Below are 18867 nucleotides of genomic sequence, written 5' to 3' on the forward strand. Positions count from 1 at the left end.
GCAATGTCAAAAATTGCTCCCTGCTATTTTTTGGGGCATTTCCAGCCAACAGGGACCGCGTCCGCTTGCAGGCCGCCTTCTCCGCTCACTTCCAGGCCGCACTGATTGTTGTCGTTGGTGAAGCGAGCGGCGTAGCTGGCGCCGGCCTGGGCGTTGAACTGCACGGCGACGCGGCACAGATCCCGATTCCCCGCCGAACCTTTCTGGTAAATGACACCGATGCGCGCCTGCTCGTCCGCTCGCACGGTCGTGGTGACTTCCGGCGCTTTCTTCATGGTCTTCAACAGTTCATCGAAGGCTTTGGTCTCGAAGGGAACCTGCTGCAGGGAAGTGGGCGTGGACTGAAAGCCCTTGCCCGGTACGCATACGACTGGTTGTGCGGCGATGTTGTCGCTGGAGAAAGTGACGGTGGCGACGTCTCCGTCGGTGGGCGCCGTGTAGCTGAGCATCTGGCAACCGGCGAGCAGAAGGGCGGGGAGGGGAAGCAAGTATTTCATGGTGGGTCCTCATGACAAATAAGGGCGAAGCCGTCAGGCGAATATAAAGCGTGCCCAAAATGATGCAAAACCAGGGCCACTTTGGCGCACGCTCCGGAAAGGTCCGCAACAGGCTTGGGATTTAACGCGACCGCAGCGGCTGAAAGGACATCCATGGTTGCCGATTACCTTGAAGCGGAGCCGGGTCCGGTAAAGGCGTAACACGGTTCCGCTGTGCTCGATGGAGGGTGACACCGTATCCTTTCAAACTGGCGATGAACCCAAAATAATCTCATTGAATGATTACCAGAGCGGTAGGCCTGACTTCTGCTCTTTGGCGTCCGGATCACCCGAACCAGTGCTTCATCGCCTGCCGGGTCAGATTCTCCCTCGCCTCTCCGCGCGGCAGCCAGTTGCCGGCGTTTACCGCCATCGCCACCAGGAATTCGAACAGCGGCAAATGCTGACGCAGCACCCGGTTGTGGCGATGGCCGATGATCGGATTGAACAGGCCGAAGAAGTCCAATAGCTGGCGGGGGTTTTTTCGTACCCACAGCCAGGACCCCATTTCCAGGGTGAACGGCAGGAACAGCCGGTCCGGGTGTTGCTCCCGGGCTTCGTCGTAGAGGTAGTCCCACAGATCGCCGTGGGTGGTGTAGTTCACCGATTGCGGTTCGATCAGATAAGGATGGTGGTAAGGGTAGGTGTGCTCGAGGATCTGTTTCAGACGGTACACCTCGGCGAGGTGCGCAATGGGCTTCTGGCTGCGGGCGTAACAGCACCAGATGCGGTCGCGGCGGCCAAAACCGCTGTGGCAGTCCAGGCTGATCGATACCGGAGCGTTCATCAGGCGCTGCCGCACCGTGTTCACCAGCGCCTGCGCCTCGGTTTCCATGGGCTCACCGGCGCGCCCCCGATACCAGGGCAGGTGACGGCTCAGGCGCTGGCCGCCGGCCAGAAAGGGGACCTTGCCTTCCGCATCCACCGGGGCGTTGCGCATCAGGTCGACGCCATTGGGATTGCTGCGGGTACGCCGCCAGATGCCGCCGGGATTGATCATCGGCATGAACACCAGCCGCACCCGTTCCAGCCGCCGGTGCAATTGATCATCCCATTGCAATCGATGGATCAGACTGTGCAACCACGACAACAGCACCTGGGAGCCGATCCGTTCGACGCCGTGCACGCCGCCAAAGAAGCCAACCACCGGTGCGCCGGGGGAACGGCTGCCCATCTCCAGCACCCGCAAGGGCAGCGTGATATCGCCCATCTGGATGGTGTCCACGTCATGCACACGCAGGTGCCTTTGACCCAGCCGGATCAGCGACTCCAGGTGTAACCATTCGGGCAGGTGGCGTTGAAATTGATACAGGCGTTGTTCCATCGGCGCGCGTCAGTGGGTGACGGTCGGCGCCCGTCAAAGCAGGCGCACAGGGCAGGATGGCGGATTCCGGTTAAGGTTTCATGACGATTGCGGCGCTGCATTTTTGTCATGGAACTGCGATGCAACTGTCAGTGTAGTGTCATCCGCGCTGGCCACTCTGCCCTTGACGCTGGCGGCGGGAATCACCGTGATGCAGAGCCTCGACAACTTCGCCTTGAACCTGGAAACCGGGGATGTGCTGTTGTTCGCCGGACGAGGGGTCACCAGTACCGTGATTCGCTGGTTCACCCGCAGTCCCTGGAGCCATGTGGGCATGGTGGTGCGCCTGCCGGAAGTGGCGGAACCGCTGGTGCTGGAATCCACCGGCCTGAGTGAATCGGCGGACTGGATACTGGGACACCCGGTGATGGGCGTGGCGCTGGTGCCGCTGTCACGCAAGATCGCGGAGTATCCGGGTGATGTGGCGGTAAGGCGTCGTGAAGGGCCGCCGCTGACACCGCTCCAGCAGCGATTGATGCAGCGGCTGGTGCGGCGGTTGCTGCACCGGCCTTACAAGAACTATCTGCTGTGTAATTTCTACGACGCCCTGAGTGGCTTTTCCGGACGCCGCCGTCGCTCCGGCTGGTTCTGTTCGGAGCTGGTGGCGGAGTGCTACCGGCGGCTCGGCTGGCTGCCGGACACGGTTTGTCCCCACCGTTTCGTTCCCGGCCATTTCGGCTCCCGCCGGCTGAGCCTCACCGCTGGCCGGCTCTTGCCGGCGCAGTGGCTGAAACAACTCAAATCCAGCGCCGTACCCGCTGCCGATAACGCTGCCACTGATCCCCGAACCGTTGCTCGTGAAACGCTTCTTCCGCGGCGATCACGTGGTGATGCATCACCCACAGAATCGGCGGCAGCATGATCAGCATGCCGGGACTGGAAAGACTGAGAGCGCAGCCCAAATGAAGCAAGGCGAAGGCCAGATAAATGGGATTGCGAGTCAGGCGGAAGACACCGCCAGTGATCAATTCCCGCGCCGCGCGATGTGGCAAAACCGTGGTGCGGTGCCGATAAAACTGCACCATCGCGCCGGCCAGCAACAGCACCGCGAACAACGCCAGCGCCGTGGCCAGTGCGTACTGGCCGGGCCACGCCGGCAGGGTCCAGTGCAGCGCCTGGTCCAGGCCATAACCCACCAGCAAGCCGCCCAGATGCAGCAAAGGAGGGGGAATGCGAACCTCGGGATGTTCCAATGCCATGTTCAGAGGCCTATCGTTGTCAGTGAAGAAAAGCTGGGTTATGGTAATTCACATCCCGCCATTGCGGGAGTGATCGCGATCCGCTGGAACAACTGTTGTTGAAGCTCGGCGAACAGCACTGCCGGTAAAGCCATCGGCGGCGGGCGCGAACGTCACTTGTGAATCGCATATCGCGTGACATTTGTGAAGGGCTCCGTCGCCATGTCCTGCAACCTTGAAAGGGGAAACGCATGGAAGAGCGCGCGGCCACCTTGCACAGCGTAACCGCAGCATCCCAATCCCGCCTCCATCACGAACCGGAACACCGCCCGAAAGCTTACGTCCTGGACACCAATGTCCTGATCCACGACCCCAACTCCCTGATGAATTTCGAAGAGCACCGGGTGGTCATTCCGATGACCGTACTGGAGGAACTGGATCGGTTGAAAACCGGGAAGTCCCATACCGCCGCGGATTGCCGCGCGGCCATTCGTTTGATCGACCGGGTCATCGGCAAAGCATCGCCCGCGGAAGTGGAAGCGGGAATTCCTATTCAGCGTGGGGAAAATCATCATCAGGGGACACTGACCGTTCTGATGCCACAGAGCGGACTGACGCCGCCATGCCTTCCCGAACATCTGAACGACAACCGGATCATCAATGACGTGGTGGCCATGATCGCCGCCGATCCGGATCGCCATTACGTGCTGGTCACCAAGGATATCAACATGCGCCTGAAGGCGCGGGCCTGCGGGATTGACTCCGAGGATTACCACAACGACCAGCTGGTTTCCGATATCCGCCAGCTCAATCAGGGCTATTTCATGATGGAGGGTTCGTTCTGGGACCGGGTTGATGCGGTGGAGACCGAGCAGCACGGCGCGGAAACCCTGCACCGTCTGTCGCACGGTCTGCTGGTCGGTGACATTCTTGGCGAGGAGGTGTACCCGAATCAGTTCATTCTCGATGAGCAGGGTTTCGTTGGCCGAATCATGTCGGTGGAGGCGGGTGTGGTCACCTTGCGCCACTACAGTGAGCAGACGTTGATGGATCAGCAGGCCTGGGGATTGAGGCCGATGAACATTCAACAAGCGGTGGCGCTGCACCTGCTGCTGGACCCGGACATTCATCTGGTGACCCTGACCGGTGCGGCCGGTTCCGGCAAAACCATTCTGGCTCTGGCCGCCGCCATTGAAATGACGGTGGAGCAGAAACGCTTCAATAAAATCATCGCCACCCGTTCCACGCCGCCGCTGGCGGAAGAGCATGGCTTTCTGCCTGGCACCGAGGAAGAAAAGATGGACCCGTGGCTGGGCGCGATCAATGACAATATCGAAGCGTTGCACCTGAACGATGAGAATCCTTCCGGCAGCATCCAGTACGTCAAGGAAAAGGCCAACATCCAGTTCAAGGCGATGAATTACATTCGTGGCCGCAGCTTCCAGAAATCGCTGATCCTGATCGATGAAAGCCAGAATCTGACGCCGCACCAGATGAAGGCGATCGTCACCCGGGCCGGTGAAGGGTCGAAAGTGGTGTGCCTGGGTAACCTGGCGCAGATCGATACGCCATACCTGTCGCCCACCAGTTCCGGGCTGACTTATATGACCGAACGCTTCAAGCATTTCGCCCATGGCGGCTCGGTGCAGCTCAATGGCGTGCCGAGATCGCTGCTGGCGGAATACGCGGAAACCTGGTTGTAAGGAGAAAACGTCGGACGTCTGGTGTCAGGCGTCCGGCCTTCCTCACTCCCGCAGCGCCTGCCCCAGCACCGACAAGCACGCTTCGCTCTGGTAGAAATCCCCCAGCGCCAGTTCCGCCCAGGCGCTCAATACACCTTGCTCCTTTAGTACTTCCGCGCCACGCGCCAACGCCGGCGCCAGTGTGTCGCGGCGCGCCGCCGTATCGGTGCGCATGGCCTGGAGCAATGCGGGCAGACTCCATGCCATCAGGGCCTCGATTGCCGCGCGAATGCCTTCCATCACCAGTCTCCGGCTGTAGTCCAGCGCGGCGGCATGATCAGACAACAAAGCCCCCTGACGCACCAGGCCCGGCAAGGTGTCGTCCGGCACATCTCGCAGTAACGCCGCCGGCTTCATCGGGGCGATACGGCCATAGGCATCGCGTGCCAGCTCGGCGATGCGATCGTTGCTCAACTCCCGATTCAACCACTGCTCACCGGTCTTGAGCGTGGCACGAATATTCTGTCTCAGGTAGGAACGAATGGGCTCTTCCAATCCACCCATGGCCCGGCCCACGCTTTTGCGGCCCAGCTTCATCATGCTGCTGACGCCCGGCAGTTTGGCCAAAGCATTTTCTTCCAGCAGGAAGTTCTTGATGCCGGTATAGAGCATCTCGCTGACCATCTGACTGATCAGCGGATGATTCAGCACCGCATGAATGGTCCGTTCACGCAGACTCCGCAGGCGCAGCAGTTGTTCCAGCAAAGCCTCGAACTGGGCTTCGTCGAGCAATTCGCCAAAGGTCACCGGATCCTGGCGGGCGTGGTTCAACAGGGCGTGGGCCACGGATTCGATCACCGGCTGCAGACCTTCCACGGTGGCCACATGCGCCAGCCAATCATCCACCACCTGAGCCAGCACTTCGCCATCCACCAGGGTCCCCAGCGGCTTATCCGCGATTATCGCCACGCCCTGGTCCAGCAGGTCGTGCCAGTAGTCCTCCGCGCACAGACGCTGGCAGGCGTGTTCCACATGAGCTTGCTGTAAGGCTTCGGCCAGTTCTTTCCGCTTCATCAGTGTCGGTTCCGCTTTGTCCGTTTTACTGCTTGTGCCGCCGACCGTCGAATCCTTCTGGATCTTGATCCACGACAAGAGACGGCGCCCATGAGCCGGGTGTAATACCACGGAACCCTGGCGATGCCGAGGGTTCGTGTCCAGACCCGAGCGGTCGGGACGGCACCATTGTCGGTGCGGACATGATGAGCCAAGAAGGGAGCTAAACATGCAACTATGGGGACGTGGCGCCTTGGCGCTGGCGCTAATCGGCAGTGTGGGTCTGGCCCAGGGGTACGAGGCCGGAGACATCTTGGTACGTGCCGGCGCGGCCACGGTGTCGCCCCGCGTGGACAGTGACGCTTTCTCGGTGGCGCCGTTGACCGGCGCCAAGGTGGATGTGAACAACGATACCCAATTCGGCTTCACGGTCGCCTACATGATCAACTCGCGTTTCGGCGTCGAGCTGCTGGCAGCCACGCCGTTCAAACATGATCTCTATGTGGAAGGCGCGGGGCTGGGCCGTACCGACATTGGCGATACCAAACATCTGCCGCCGACCTTGATGGCCCAATACTACCTGCCGGAGCTGGGGCCGGTGCGTCCCTATGTGGGGCTCGGCGTCAACTACACCTACTTCTTTGACGAGAACATCCACGATGGCGTGGTCAGCCCGCTGATCGGGGGCGCCAACGCCGACGTGTCGCTGTCCAACTCGGTGGGCTGGGCCGCTCAGGTGGGGGTGGATCTGGCCATGGGCGACACCTGGTTCGTCAACCTCTCCGCCTGGCGGGTGGATATCGATACCGAGGCGCGCCTCAAAGTGAACGGCTCCACCGTGGATAAAATCGATGTGGAACTGGATCCGCTGGTGTGGATGGTCGGTATCGGCCGGGCGTTCTGAATCCCGCCTGTCTTGCCGGGGTATGCTATGCCGGGGCGCTCCGCCCCGGCTTTGCCGTGGTCAGCCTTCCTCGACCCGGTCCGGGTAAGCCTGGCGCCAGTGCTCGAAACCGCCGTCCAGACTCACCGCCCGGGTGAAGCCTTTTTCCGTCAGAAAGTCACAGGCCGACTGGCTGGAATGGCCGTGGTAGCAATAGACCACCAGGGCCTGGTCACGGGACGTGGTGGCCAGAAAATCGTCCAAGCTGGCCTGGGTCAGTGGCATGGCGCCGGGAATACGCGCCATGGCATGGCTGCCCGGGTCCCGCACATCAATGAACAACGCTTCTCCGCTGTCCAGAGTTTCCCGGCCTTGTTCCGGTGAGATTCGCTGGGCCATGACGCCTTCCTCGTTGAGTTGCGTTGAGTTGAGCTGCGTTTGCTGGTCTTTCCGCTTACCAGGAATGTTTCAGGCCTGACGCCGGTCTTCCAGTAGCGGTGCCGGCGGATGCTCGCAGGGCAGTTTCATGCCGATGGCTTCTTCCAGCTGCGGCAGCAGGAAGGCATCGTCCTCGCAGGCGAAACTGATCGACACGCCGCTGGCTCCGGCGCGGCCGGTACGGCCGATGCGATGGACGTAGTCCTCGGGATCTTCCGGCAGATTGAAGTTTACCACATGGGAGACGCCGTCGATGTGGATGCCCCGCCCGGCCACGTCGGTGGCGATCAATACCCGAAGGTCGCCGGCGCGGAAGCGCTCCAGGGTCTTCATGCGCTGATTCTGCGGCACGTCACCGGAAATCAGCGACACTTTCAGGCCCTTTTTCACCAGCCGGTCGTTGAGCCGGCGGGTAATGTCCCGGCGGTTGGCGAACACGATCACCTTTTCCATGTTTTCACTGATGATCAGGTTATACAGCAGATTGAATTTGTCTTCCGTGGCGGTGATATAGACCTTTTGCTCCACGGTTTCCGTGGTCACCTGGGCCGGCTCGATTTCCACCGTCACCGGGTCCTCGGTCCAGCGCTGGGCCAGCGCCATGACGTCCTCATTGAAGGTGGCGGAAAACAGCAGGGTTTGCCGGTGGCGGTTTGACGGCGTCATCCGCACGATGCGTTTGACGTCCGGAATGAAGCCCATGTCCAACATCCGGTCGGCTTCGTCCAGGACCAGTGATTCCACCCGGTCCAGCCACAGGTCGCGGCGTTTGGCGAAATCCAGCAGGCGGCCGGGGGTGGCCACAAGGATGTCGATCAGACGGGTTTGCAGGCGCTCCTGCTGACGGTTGAAGTTCATGCCGCCGACCACGCTCATGACCTGCAGGTCGGTATGGCGGGCCAGTTGCAGCGCATCTTTTTCGATCTGCATCGCCAGTTCCCGCGTTGGCGCCACGATCAGAGCGCGTGGTTCACCGGCGTAGCGGGGCACCGTCAGCGGGTGACGCAACAAGTCGTTGATGACCGTGATCAGGAACGCGGCGGTTTTGCCGGTGCCGGTCTGGGCCCGGCCGATGGCATCCGCGCCGGCCAGAGTGTGGCGCAGCACCTCCGCCTGAATGGGGGTGCAATACTGGAAGCCCGTTTCGGCGATACCGCGCATCAGAGGCAGTTCCAGATCGAAGTCATGGAAGCGGACCTCGCCTTCTTTCTCCGGTACCTGGAACTGGTCCAGATCCCAATCGCTTGTTTTGTCTTGTCGCATCACGTTGCTCGGATTGCTCTCGCCGTCGGGTGGAAAGCACGGGCCATCACGGAAGAAATGGCCGGATCAGGGAAACGTCGGCCTGTGCCCATGCAGTCATTCATAGTAGTGAAAGGGCCCCCCGGGAAACAATCGTCAGTGGAATACCAGCAGGCGATTGTTGGCGGGCATAGCGTGGTCAGCCAATAAAACACGTCCGTGGCGTGCAAACAAGGCCGCCACCCACTCCTGGTCACGAATTCCCATGCTCAGGGACTGGCTTTTGAGGTGCAGATCGAAGCGGCGATTGCTGTCGCTGGTGTAATGCCCCTGGTAATTGAATGGGCCATAAATGTAAGCACGAGCCTGCGGCGTCAGGTGCTCACAGAGACGTTGCACGCACCGCTCCACCAGCGGTCGGGACAAGATGTGGAAGGTGTTGGCGGTGTAGATGTGACGGAAACGATGCTCCGGCCAGCGGCCCTGTACCCGCAGAATGGTGGCGGCTTGCAGGGAGGGGCAGGGATGGGCCTCCAGCCAACGGTTCAGGCCGGTCATGTTCTCCGGCTGTTCACTGGGGTGCCAGCGAACAGCCGGGAACCGGGGCGCCATCCAGACGGCGTGTTGACCGGTACCGGAGCCGATCTCCAGCAGGTCGCCGTGATCCAGATAGTGGGCCAGTATCTCGGCGATGGGCCCCTTGTTGTTCTCGGCGGCTTGGGAAAACGGTCTTTGCATAGGATGTCCGGTCGTGGTGGGATCGTCCCTGTCTTCGGGTAGCCGCCGCCACGACCGGTGCGGTGGGTAGGGCGAACAGGCCCTAGCGCCGCATCAGCTTCTGGCCGGCCACCATCAGACGTTGGTAGCTGGTCGGCAGCAGCCGTTGCATGCCATCGATGGCCAGGGCGTCGGAGCCGATCAGTACCCGACGTTTGTTGGCCCGCACGCCCTTGAGGATGGTCCGGGCCGCTTCCTCGGGGGTGGTGCGGAACAGTTTTTCGAAATCCCGGCGGGCCTTGTCGGCATCGGTGCCGGTGATCTTTTCCATGCCGCTGCCCATGCGGGCGTTACGGGCGATATTGGTCTTGATACCGCCCGGATGCACGGTGGTGCACGAGACCCCGCCGTTCTCGATCTCAAGCTCCTGGCGCAGGGACTCGGTGAAGCCCCGAACCGCGAACTTGGCGGCGTTGTAGGCGGATTGGGTCGGCACGCCAATCAGTCCGAAGACACTGGAAACGTTGACGATGTGCCCTTCGCCCGCGGCTTTCAGGTGTGGCAGGAAGGCCTTGGTACCATACACCACGCCCCAGAAATTGATGCCCATGAGCCACTCGAAGTCCTCATAGCTCATCTCTTCCACGGACGCGCCCAGAGCGACGCCCGCATTATTGATGACCAGATGGACGGCGTCAAAGTGGGCCATCACTTCGTCGGCGAAGGTATAAACCGCGTCCCGGTCAGCCACATCGAACACCTTGGACATGACTCGTTCCGAATCCAGGCCAAGCGCTTCGACGGTCTCCCGCAGGCCTGCCTCGTTGACGTCGGAGAGTGCCAGTTTGGCGCCCTGGGCAGCCAGTTGGCCGGCCAATGCGCGGCCGATGCCGGAGCCGGCGCCGGTGATCACCGCAACCTTGTCCTTGAAACTTTTCATGTTGGAAATCCCCATGAGTACGTGGAGCGGAGTGTACCGGCATCGATCATGCAGAACGGGCCAATTGCCGGCGAGGGACTGGCTGTGACGCCGCTGGTGGCGGGCCCTGATGTCGATCAGTGGGAGTCGGGCTGGGGGCTGAACTGGCCGCTTTCCAGGGCGGAGGCGATGGCTCGGCGGCTGATCGCCATGGCGTTTTCCACTGCCTGCTCATCGTCGCCGTCGACAATAATCGGAGTGTGAAGGGTGATCCGCGCCGGACCGGGCTGCATACGCAGGGTATCCGGCGGCAGGATGTCGCGGGTACCGGTAAGGGTGACGGGCAGAATCGGCAGCTCAAGATCCTGGGCCATGCGGAAAGCGCCTTTCTTGAACGCCAACAGCTCGCCGCTACGGCTGCGGGTGCCCTCGGGGAAGAACAGGATGCTGGTGCCACCGACCAACTGGCGCTTGGCGTTTTCCAGGCTGGCCAGAGCCTGCTCGTGATTGCTCCGGTCGATGAAGATGTGGCCCAGTACTTCACAGGCGTAGCCGATCAGCGGCACGCGCCGCAATTCCTGCTTCATCACCCAACGGAAATCCACCCCCAGATGGCCGTAAAGCACCCAGATGTCGTACTGGCTCAGATGATTGGCGACGATCACATAGCTCTGATCGGGATCCAGCTGTTCGCGGCCATGGATGTGGACGGAAACGCCACTGAGCAGCAAGCCCAGGCGGGACCACGGCACGGCGGTCAGACGCCCGGCCCGGCGTGGCCCGACGAAGGGGCTGAGCGCCATGCACAGGATCCACAGTGCCACGGTGGCCAAGACCATGAGAGGAACGAAAACCAACCAGCAATAAACAAAGAAAAGGGCGTTGACCACGACCGCGACTCCCGATCCACCACTGCGTGCCCGAACACGTCCGTCCAAACAAGGATATGCACTATGTTAGAGCAGATGGCCGAATATGACAGGTGGATTTTGGAATTGTTACGCTTTTGTCAAAGTGTTGCCGCAGTCGACGTTTTTCGGCGGAATTTCCGTTATTAATGCGGCGCAATGTTAAAAATAGCGGCTCAAGTGCAAGTAAATGGATATTGAGCGCCGCGGTCGGAGCGAAGAACGCTAGAGGATAAATTGTAACCAGTGTTAACCTTCGTTTTTCATACGAATAGAAGAAGCCGATCTACATGGCCTTGAACAAATGGATGCATTGGGGGATGGGCGCCTTGTTGGTAGCGGCTTTCCTGGCGGGTTTGCCGGGGCATGCGCTGCAATCCGATCCTCCCTTTATAGCCGAACACGTTCCCTCTCACGATGTGGTCGATGGGCAGTGGCAGATGCGTTTCGCCTCCGATGCGGAAACCGCTCTGGTCCACGCCGCTTCCATGGTGGAGCTGCCGGATGGCCGTCTGCGTGCCTTCTGGTTCGCCGGCAGCCGGGAGGGAGCCCAGGATGTGGGCATTCACTCCTCCGTTTTTGATCCCGGCACCGGTGTCTGGAGTGAAGAAACCACCGTGGTCAGCCGGGATCAGATCAGCCAGGGCTGGGGCCGCCATGTGCGCAAGTTGGGTAATGCGGTGCCAGTTCTCGACGATAACGGCCGCATGCGCCTGTTCGTGGTGGCGGTAAGCTTCGGTGGCTGGGCCGCCAGCCGTATGGTGGTGCTGGAATCCTGGGATCAGGGCGCATCCTGGAAGTTTGATCGGGCCTTGACCACTTCGCCCTTCCTCAACATCAGCACGCTGGTGAAGACGCCGCCGTTGCGATTCGCCGATGGCTCGGTTGGGCTGCCGGTCTATCATGAGATGATCGGCAAATTCGGTGAGATGCTGCGTCTGGATGAGGATAACCGGATTCAGGACAAGTCCCGCATCGGCCATGGCCGCAAAGCGATTCAGCCGCTGGTGCTGGTGGACAGTCCGCACCGCGCCACCGCTTTCCTCCGCAACGAGAGCGACGACCACCCGGGCATGCTCTACCGCAGTGATACCTACGACGGCGGTGTCGAATGGACGCCGCTGGTCTCCTCCGGACTGCCCAACCCCAGCGCCGCTGTTGGCGGTGTGGCGTTGAGCGAGGGGCATTGGTTGCTGGTGGCGAACTGTAATTCGGTGGAACGAGACGATCTGTGCATGCGCGAAACCCGGGACAGCGGCCGCACCTGGACCGATCGCATCTACTTTCATAATCGCGCATCCTGGCGCGGTGGCGACCTGGAAGAAAACCGCTTCCTCAACATGATCGGCGAGGAACTGGAAGGCACCTTCGGCGTTATCCGCGATCAGCCCTATCTGCAACGGGTGGAACACAACAAGTGTTTCCCGCGCGGTTGTGAATTCCAATACGACTATCCCTACGTTATTCAAGCCAGCAATGGTGATCTCCACGTGCTTTATACCTGGAATAAATCCGCCATCCGGCATGCCTGGTTGCCGGCCAGACAGCCGGGCAAAGGGGGGAGAGGGTGATGCTGGTGTCCGTAGTGGTTTGCGCTTTTATTCTGGTGGCGGTGTCGCTGCGTCTGTCCAGCCGCTGGCCGGTACGCCGCCGTGCTCTGGTGGCGGCCGCGGTGCTGGTGTTGTCGCTCCTGCCGTTTCCTTATGGCCTGGCGCCCTGGGTGCTCAGTTACCTGGGGGACTTCAGTCTGACCTCCGGCATGTTGGCGTTGCTGGCCATTCTGCATCGCCTGCGCGGCCATCAGTTCCTTTCCATGGGGCAGACCCGAATGGCCTGTCTGCTGCTGGTGTTTCTGGCGCTGTGGTTCTATCCGATGAGCCTGGGTTCCAGCTACGAGGACCCGTATGCCTGGGGTTTCGGTGATCTGATATTCAGCTGCATGCTGTTGCTGGTGGGTGTGGTGGCCTGGCTGAGCCGCGCCTATGCCAGTTGCATTATTCTGGTGGTGGCGCAGCTGGCCTACGCCTGGCGTCTGCTGCCGTCCGATAATCTCTGGGACTATCTGATTGATCCCTGGCTGGTGTTCTGGGCCAGCGGCTGGCTGATCCGTGATCGCCTGCTGGCGCGCCGGGCCCGTCAGCGTCTGGCGGTGAGCCAGCCGGAGGCGGCATCGGCGGCGCCTGTCCGTACCGAATCTTGAGTAGAGCGCGGGTACAAGCAGGCGAACAGGCACACTCTCACGAAGCCGCTGTAGCTACCTCTGAATTCATGTCCCCAGGCCTGCAAGAGGGCCAAGGGTTTGGCGTGCCGGCGTGTTGTGCGCCAGCCAGCCTTCAACCGTAACGGCTGGCCAGCAGCCGGCCACTAAGATGAGCCACCCCATAACCCACCAAAAACATCAATACATTGCCGATCAGGCCGGTGTAGTACAGATCAAAGGGGGCGCGTAGTGCTTCCGGCCACCAGCTCTGTTCCGACAGCAGAGTCCAGCCGGTGAAGGCCAGAGTACAGATCAGGCCGCACCAGGCCGAGAAGGTGTTACCGGTGCGTGTGAAGAACCCCAGCAGATACAGTCCGAGCATACCGCCGCCCAGTAGTGATACCAGGATGGTGGAGGTGTCCTGCAGGGTGTGAGTGGTGGCGCCGTTGAGCCAGAGTGCGCCCAGGATCATCAGGACCATGGTCAGTGCCGCGGCGCCGCGCGCCACCGCCAGATAATGGCGATCCTCCTGATTCGGCCGCCAGTGGCGGCGGTAGAGATCAACTACGGAAACCGTGGCCACGGCGTTGATGCTGGAATCCAGCGAGCTCATCGCCGCCGCCAGCGCCGCCGCCACCACCAGCCCGGCGATACCCACCGGCAGATATTCGGTAATGAACCAGGGCACGATGGTTTCCGCCCGGGCCGTGCCGGCCAGAACTTCCTGTGACTGTGAGTCGGGGAAGTGCTGGAAGAACACCCAGAGCCCGGTCCCCAACAGCATGTAGAAGGCCCACAGTGGCAAGGCCGTGAACAGATAGACCCACAGGGCGCGCCGGGCTTCGCCGAGGGAGCGGGCGGCGCAGTAGCGCTGCACCGTGTTCTGGTTGCTGGCGTATTCGGTGAGCCAGTTGGTGAGGCCGATGAACAACATCATGGTGGCGGTTTTTTCACTCAGGGACAGTGTCCAGCGGGTGGCCCCTGGGCCGTCCTCACCCCATTCCGCCAGGGCGAATTTACCGGCCCGGCCGGCTTCGCTGAACAGCTGGACCAGCCCGCCGGGCAGGGCGTCCACCACGATCCACAGGCACAACACGCCACCCAGGATCAGCACCACGGTTTGCAGCACATCGGTCCAGATTACCGCGTCGATACCGCCGACCACGGTGTACAGCCCAACAAACAGGCCGCTGAGCACGATGGCGGTGGCCGGCGGGATCGATACCAACTGCTGGATGAGCAGCGCCAGCAGCCACAGGATCATCGACACCCGTACCAACTGGGCGATGATGAACGCCGCCGCCCCGTACACCCGCAGGCTCGGCCCGAAGCGCTGTTCCAGATATTCATAGGCGCTGGTCAGATTGCCACGGCGAAAAAACGGCAGGAAGAACCAGGCCGCCATGGCGATGGCGAAGGGTAGCGCCAGATTGGGCAGATAGCGCAGCCAGCCGGTCTTGAAGGCGTCGGCGGGGTAGGCGAGGAAAGTCACCGAACTGATCGAGGTGCCGACCAGGGACAGGCCGATGACCCAGCCGCGAAACCGGCGTCCGCCGACGAAGTACTCTTCGGTGCTGGTATTGCGTCGCGAGCAATACAGCGCGATGACCAGTACCACCAGCAGGTACAGGGCCATCACGGCCCAATCGGCGAAGGCCAGATTCATGGCGTGAAGATCCGGTTATTGTTCGATGTACACCTGATCGGCCTGTTCACCCCGATCGGATTGCCGTGTGGTGAAGCGAACCCGGGTGCCGGTACGCAGGCTGCGGCGCCCACCATTCTGTACCGCCTTGAAGTGGACGAAAATTTCTTCCTCATCGTCGGTAAGGATGAAACCGAAGCCTTTATTGGGATTGAACCACTTCACCTCGCCATGGCGCATGGTGCCGCCGCCGAGTCGGAGTTTTTGCCAGGGCAGCAACGGCAGCAGGTAAATCAGCACCGGAATCCACAGCCAGGCGGCAACGCCGAAGGCCACCTGGCCGTGGGCCAGTACCAGCCCCGCCAGGTAAAAGAACACCGCCAAATGCAGGGGCAGACGGCCGGGCCCGCCAAGCGGGCACACCAGGTTCACCGCGGCGGCCAGCAGGAGACCCAGGCCGGCCTGCTGGGACAATACCGGGGAGACCATCAGCTCGATGTCATGCACGGAGAGAATCAGGGAGCGCGGCGCGAAAATAAGCCAGGCGCCGCACAGGGCCAGTAACAAGGCTGCCAGCATATAAAAGGCGGCCAAAGGTTTGGAAACTTTCATGGAATGGACGTTACCTTATGCTCATTGGGCTCGGGACCCTCTCCGAAAAGCGGAGAGGAACGTCACGCCGGCGCTACCGGCGGGCGGCCAGGGCCGATGGTCGTTTCCGCGCGCTTCCTCTTGTAGGGGAGCGTCGCCTCCGCGGGCAAAGAAGGGATAAAGGGCGAGCCCCGGAGTAGATCGGCCTGCGTTATCATTATGATCGCCGCCGGGCCATTGTAACCAAGGCGGCGGATAATCTCACACCCGCCAGGGCCGAATTGAGCAGTAGAGGCGTTACTTTGCGGTATCCGTTTTTATCCGACAGTTTCTTTCAGGCCCTGGCGCGCAGCGGCGCCACTGGTGAAGACGCCGGCTGGCTGCCCCGTCATGTGCAACTCGATGGCGGTTTCCTGCCGCTATTCGAGCGCCGGGACTCCCGTGGTGAGTACGTGTTCGATTACGCCTGGGCGGACGCCTACGAGCGTTACGGTTACCGCTATTATCCGAAGCTGGTCAGTGCCATTCCCTATACTCCGGTGGTGGGACCGCGTTGGCGGGGGGACATCGACGCCGGCCGAATGTGGCGGGCGGTGCGCGAGCGAATGGCGGAAACCGGTGCTTCGGGCTGGCATCTGTTGTTTCCGGACCGCGCCAGCCGCATGGCGCTGGCGGAGCTGCCCTTGGTCGAACGGCAGGCCTGCCATTTCCGCTGGTTCAACCACGGTTATGCTGACTTCGGCGATTTCCTGGCGCGCTTCCAGTCCCGCAAGCGCAAGAACCTGAGACGCGAACGGGAGAAAGTCACGGCGCAGGAGGTTCAGGTGGAACGCCGGCTGGGATCGACGCTGAGTGAAGCGGAGTGGGCGCACTTTTACCAGTGTTACGCCAGCACCTATCTGAAACGAGGGCAGTGGCCTTATCTTACCGAATCCTTCTTCACCGATCTGGCCGCCGCCCAGGGAGATCAGATCATGGTGGCGCTGGCCCGCCATCGGGACGACACCGTGGCCGCCGCTTTATACCTGTTCGACGATCAGGCTCTGTACGGCCGTTATTGGGGCTGCCTGCGCGAATTCGATGCTTTGCACTTCGAACTTTGCTACTACCAGGGCATCGAATTCGCCATCGAGCAGGGGCTGGCGGAGTTCGATCCCGGTGTGCAGGGCGAGCATAAACTGTTGCGCGGATTTGAACCGGTCATTACCTATTCTTTGCACTGGCTGGCGGAACCGGAGTTTCAACGCGCGGTGGCGGATTTCTGTGCCCGGGAAGCCCGGCATGTCAGCGGCTACCGGGAAGAAGCGCTGACGCTGTTGCCGTTCCGGTCGGATCTTTCATGAGTTCCCCACGTCGCCTTGCTGCTGCATCAGTAATGCCATGGTGATGCGATCGCAGGGATCCGCCTCCGGATGTTCCGGGTGCTTGGGGCCCAGCTCGTCGCTGACGTCCTCCAGGCTGCTGTTGTCCGGCTCATCCAGATCCACCAGGAACTCCAGGACGCGGCCCTGGGGATCCACCAGTGTGCCGGTGTAGGTATGTTGATCGAAGGGGCAGAGACTGGCGAACAGGGTGCGGCCCAGGTCCAGCCCCTGGTCCGAGAACCATTGATTCAACGCCGGATCGAGCTGGCCCTGGCGTACTTCGCGGGTGGCTTGATGAACCGCGTCACGGGTGACGCGGTGGCTTATTTTTTCCAAATGCATTGTTTTTTCCATGGCATCCGCATTGACGGAGAATCAGCGGGTCCGACGAAACAAAGGTGGCATCGGGCTGTCGAGAAGGGCGCAGAGGGCCCTTAACAGTTCTGTTTCCGCCACCTGAATCCGGCCGTCGGCGAGTATCAGGTCGGCGGCGGTATCGATCACCGCTGATTTGAGCGGTGGTGTCAGCCGATTCAGCCGCGCCACTGAATGATTCATCCGCTCCGGTGTGCAGCGGTCCGGAGGCAACAGTTGACGGCCCGCTGGCAGCAGCCCCCGGGTGGCTTGTTGAAACAGCGTCACGGCGGTATGACGGGCACTGTCGGCGGCCCAGGCCAGGGCGGAAAACACCACCTGAAGGTCCGCCGCCACCGCGCCGAACCGATGCAGGGCCGGCTCCGGCAGTCGTTTGGCGGGCAGCAGGCGGGTTCGGGCCAGCGCGCACAGGGCCCAGCAGAGCAGATCGCGATTGCCTCTCTGGCGGGCGATTCCCAGTAATTGATCAATGATGGCCTGGCGCCGCGCCAAGGGCTGGCGCGCCAGGGTTGGCAGCGCCAGATCCAGCAACGGCAGGCGCAGGCGGGTGCCCAACTGCCGTACTTGCTGGATCCACTCGCCGCGTTTGCCGCCGGCCAGCGCCGGTGGCACCGGACGGGGCCCCAGCGCCAGCGCGTACAGAATGGTTTCGGCTCCTTCGTTGCCCGCCAGGGCTTGCCGCAAGGGTCCTGGAATACTGGCCACCAGGGACCGGGCGTAACCCAGATTGGCATCGTCGAGAAAACCGATATGTTGAGAAGCGCGGGGGGCGCGGCGTGCCCGTACCCGGGCGCGCGCGTTCCAATCCGGACCCAGTGCCCGCAGGCGTTGCTCCAATGGCGGGTGCGAAGAGAGCAGGGCGCGCAGATGAACGGACACGGTTTCGGCGAAGCCCATGTGACTGATGTCCTCGGCATACAGGGAATGCAACAAGGAACCCCCACCGTTGCGAATCTTGATCAGAGCGCCGGCCAGGCCTTCACTTTGCCGGGTGAACTGTACCGCGCAGGCATCCGCCAGATGTTCGCGCTGCCGGGAGATGGCGGCTTTGATCAGTCGACCAAAGAACAGCCCGGCGTAGCCCACCGTCATCATCAGGACGCCGCCGGTGAAAAAGAGCGGTTGATAGCGATGCCGCCGGGAGATCGGCTGCAACAGGAACTCGCCCACTTTTCCCACCGCCAGAATACCGGAGAGCGCGGTCATCAATTGCAGGTTAAGGCGCATGTCGCCGTTGAGAATATGGCTGAATTCGTGAGCCACCACGCCTTGCAGTTCCTCCCGGCTCAGCTGCTCCAGGGCGCCGCGGGTGACCACCAGCAAAGCCTGATCCGGACGAGCGCCGGCGACGAAGGCATTGATGCCGGTTTCGCTGTCCAGCACGAACAGGCGTGGCACCGGCAGACCGCTGGCGATCGCCATCTCCTCCGTCACGTTGCGCAGCCGGCGCAGCGGCTGGTCGCCGGCGTCGGCGTCCACTTCCCGTGCCGACAGCAGCGCGGTGAGCGCGGTGGCGCCGCCGCGCAGTTGCCAGGCCTTGCGTAGCGAGCCATACGCCATGATCGACAGCGTCGACAGACTGACCCACCAGAACGGACTGCTGCCGAGCCAGGGCGCGGACGCCAGGCCGGGCAGCAACAGGCGGACCAGCACCACGGTCACCAGATTGACCGCCGCGGTGACTCCGGCGAGGGCCAGCAGGAAGTACAGCGCCAGCAGCAGGGTGCGGCGCCGGGCCTGGGTCTGATGCTGGAAGAAGTCCATCGCCGCCGT

The 18867-nt window shown here is 61.8% G+C and carries 18 protein-coding genes and 1 pseudogene; 6 read left to right on the forward strand and 13 right to left on the reverse strand.

Annotation, left to right across the window (positions count from 1 at the left end):
• Positions 1–23: 23 nt before the first annotated feature.
• Together RYH70_RS05385 and RYH70_RS05390 are read right to left on the reverse strand one after the other, a co-directional pair.
• Positions 24–497, reverse strand: coding sequence for a hypothetical protein (locus RYH70_RS05385; protein ID WP_317009880.1), 474 nt, complete (start codon positions 495–497; stop codon positions 24–26).
• A gap of 325 nt (positions 498–822) precedes the next feature.
• Positions 823–1860 carry a M14 family zinc carboxypeptidase gene (locus RYH70_RS05390; RefSeq protein ID WP_022996075.1) on the reverse strand — a complete coding sequence of 346 codons (1038 nt, stop codon included), beginning with the start codon at positions 1858–1860 and terminating at the stop codon, positions 823–825.
• Between the two features lie 136 nt (positions 1861–1996).
• On the opposite strand from RYH70_RS05390, the gene RYH70_RS05395 reads away from it, so the two are divergent.
• Positions 1997–2761: a YiiX/YebB-like N1pC/P60 family cysteine hydrolase gene (locus RYH70_RS05395; protein WP_022996076.1), complete on the forward strand. Its 765-nt coding sequence runs from the start codon at positions 1997–1999 to the stop codon at positions 2759–2761.
• Here the strand turns inward: RYH70_RS05395 and RYH70_RS05400 are convergent.
• Positions 2739–3098: pseudogene (locus RYH70_RS05400) on the reverse strand (methyltransferase family protein); the annotation flags it as partial. The gene RYH70_RS05395 and the pseudogene RYH70_RS05400 overlap by 23 nt on opposite strands.
• 230 nt (positions 3099–3328) lie before the next feature.
• Between RYH70_RS05400 and RYH70_RS05405 the strand changes: the two are divergent.
• Positions 3329–4780 (forward strand): PhoH family protein, encoded by a 1452-nt coding sequence (locus RYH70_RS05405; protein ID WP_022996078.1) that lies wholly within the window; start codon positions 3329–3331, stop codon positions 4778–4780.
• 42 nt (positions 4781–4822) lie between these two features.
• Here the strand turns inward: RYH70_RS05405 and RYH70_RS05410 are convergent, their stop codons facing one another.
• Complete coding sequence (locus RYH70_RS05410; RefSeq protein WP_022996079.1) at positions 4823–5833, reverse strand: hypothetical protein; 1011 nt, start codon at positions 5831–5833, stop codon at positions 4823–4825.
• 208 nt (positions 5834–6041) lie between these two features.
• On the opposite strand from RYH70_RS05410, the gene RYH70_RS05415 reads away from it, so the two are divergent.
• The gene (locus tag RYH70_RS05415; protein WP_014993480.1) at positions 6042–6716 is read left to right on the forward strand and encodes an OmpW/AlkL family protein; all 675 of its coding nucleotides are present in this window, start codon (positions 6042–6044) and stop codon (positions 6714–6716) included.
• Positions 6717–6776: 60 nt separating this feature from the next.
• On the opposite strand, the gene glpE is transcribed toward RYH70_RS05415, so the two are convergent.
• The 5 genes from glpE to RYH70_RS05440 form a co-directional block, all read right to left on the reverse strand.
• The gene (gene glpE, locus RYH70_RS05420; RefSeq protein WP_022996080.1) at positions 6777–7094 is read right to left on the reverse strand and encodes a thiosulfate sulfurtransferase GlpE; all 318 of its coding nucleotides are present in this window, start codon (positions 7092–7094) and stop codon (positions 6777–6779) included.
• A gap of 69 nt (positions 7095–7163) precedes the next feature.
• Positions 7164–8396 (reverse strand): ATP-dependent RNA helicase RhlB, encoded by a 1233-nt coding sequence (gene rhlB, locus RYH70_RS05425; protein WP_317009881.1) that lies wholly within the window; start codon positions 8394–8396, stop codon positions 7164–7166.
• A 135-nt stretch (positions 8397–8531) separates the two neighbouring features.
• Positions 8532–9113 (reverse strand): DUF938 domain-containing protein, encoded by a 582-nt coding sequence (locus RYH70_RS05430; RefSeq protein WP_022996082.1) that lies wholly within the window; start codon positions 9111–9113, stop codon positions 8532–8534.
• 82 nt (positions 9114–9195) lie between these two features.
• Entirely contained in the window at positions 9196–10032 is an 837-nt protein-coding gene (locus RYH70_RS05435; RefSeq protein ID WP_022996083.1) for an SDR family NAD(P)-dependent oxidoreductase, read from the reverse strand.
• 116 nt (positions 10033–10148) lie between these two features.
• On the reverse strand, positions 10149–10901 hold the full coding sequence (locus RYH70_RS05440; protein ID WP_022996084.1) for a lysophospholipid acyltransferase family protein: 753 nt from the start codon (positions 10899–10901) through the stop codon (positions 10149–10151).
• A 308-nt stretch (positions 10902–11209) separates the two neighbouring features.
• Between RYH70_RS05440 and RYH70_RS05445 the strand changes: the two genes are divergently transcribed.
• Both RYH70_RS05445 and RYH70_RS05450 read left to right on the forward strand, forming a co-directional pair.
• The gene (locus RYH70_RS05445) at positions 11210–12490 is read left to right on the forward strand and encodes a sialidase family protein (protein WP_026949581.1); all 1281 of its coding nucleotides are present in this window, start codon (positions 11210–11212) and stop codon (positions 12488–12490) included.
• On the forward strand, positions 12490–13119 hold the full coding sequence (locus tag RYH70_RS05450; RefSeq protein ID WP_080530579.1) for a hypothetical protein: 630 nt from the start codon (positions 12490–12492) through the stop codon (positions 13117–13119). Before RYH70_RS05445 ends, RYH70_RS05450 begins: the two co-directional genes overlap by 1 nt.
• A gap of 133 nt (positions 13120–13252) precedes the next feature.
• On the opposite strand, the gene RYH70_RS05455 is transcribed toward RYH70_RS05450, so the two are convergent.
• Positions 13253–14785, reverse strand: coding sequence for a sodium:solute symporter (locus RYH70_RS05455; RefSeq protein WP_022996088.1), 1533 nt, complete (start codon positions 14783–14785; stop codon positions 13253–13255).
• A gap of 15 nt (positions 14786–14800) precedes the next feature.
• Positions 14801–15376: a cold-shock protein gene (locus RYH70_RS05460; protein WP_022996089.1), complete on the reverse strand. Its 576-nt coding sequence runs from the start codon at positions 15374–15376 to the stop codon at positions 14801–14803.
• Between the two features lie 281 nt (positions 15377–15657).
• Between RYH70_RS05460 and RYH70_RS05465 the strand changes: the two genes are divergently transcribed.
• Complete coding sequence (locus RYH70_RS05465; protein WP_317009882.1) at positions 15658–16698, forward strand: GNAT family N-acetyltransferase; 1041 nt, start codon at positions 15658–15660, stop codon at positions 16696–16698.
• Here the strand turns inward: RYH70_RS05465 and RYH70_RS05470 are convergent.
• Together RYH70_RS05470 and RYH70_RS05475 are read right to left on the reverse strand one after the other, a co-directional pair.
• Positions 16693–17061, reverse strand: coding sequence for a hypothetical protein (locus tag RYH70_RS05470; RefSeq protein ID WP_022996091.1), 369 nt, complete (start codon positions 17059–17061; stop codon positions 16693–16695). The two genes, RYH70_RS05465 and RYH70_RS05470, sit on opposite strands and share 6 nt — an antisense overlap.
• A gap of 33 nt (positions 17062–17094) precedes the next feature.
• A complete protein-coding gene (locus RYH70_RS05475; protein ID WP_022996092.1) occupies positions 17095–18858 on the reverse strand; it encodes a M48 family metalloprotease in 1764 nt (587 codons plus the stop codon).
• Positions 18859–18867 lie beyond the last annotated feature (9 nt).

Source organism: Alloalcanivorax xenomutans (assembly GCF_032810065.1).
Lineage (GTDB): Bacteria > Pseudomonadota > Gammaproteobacteria > Pseudomonadales > Alcanivoracaceae > Alloalcanivorax > Alloalcanivorax xenomutans.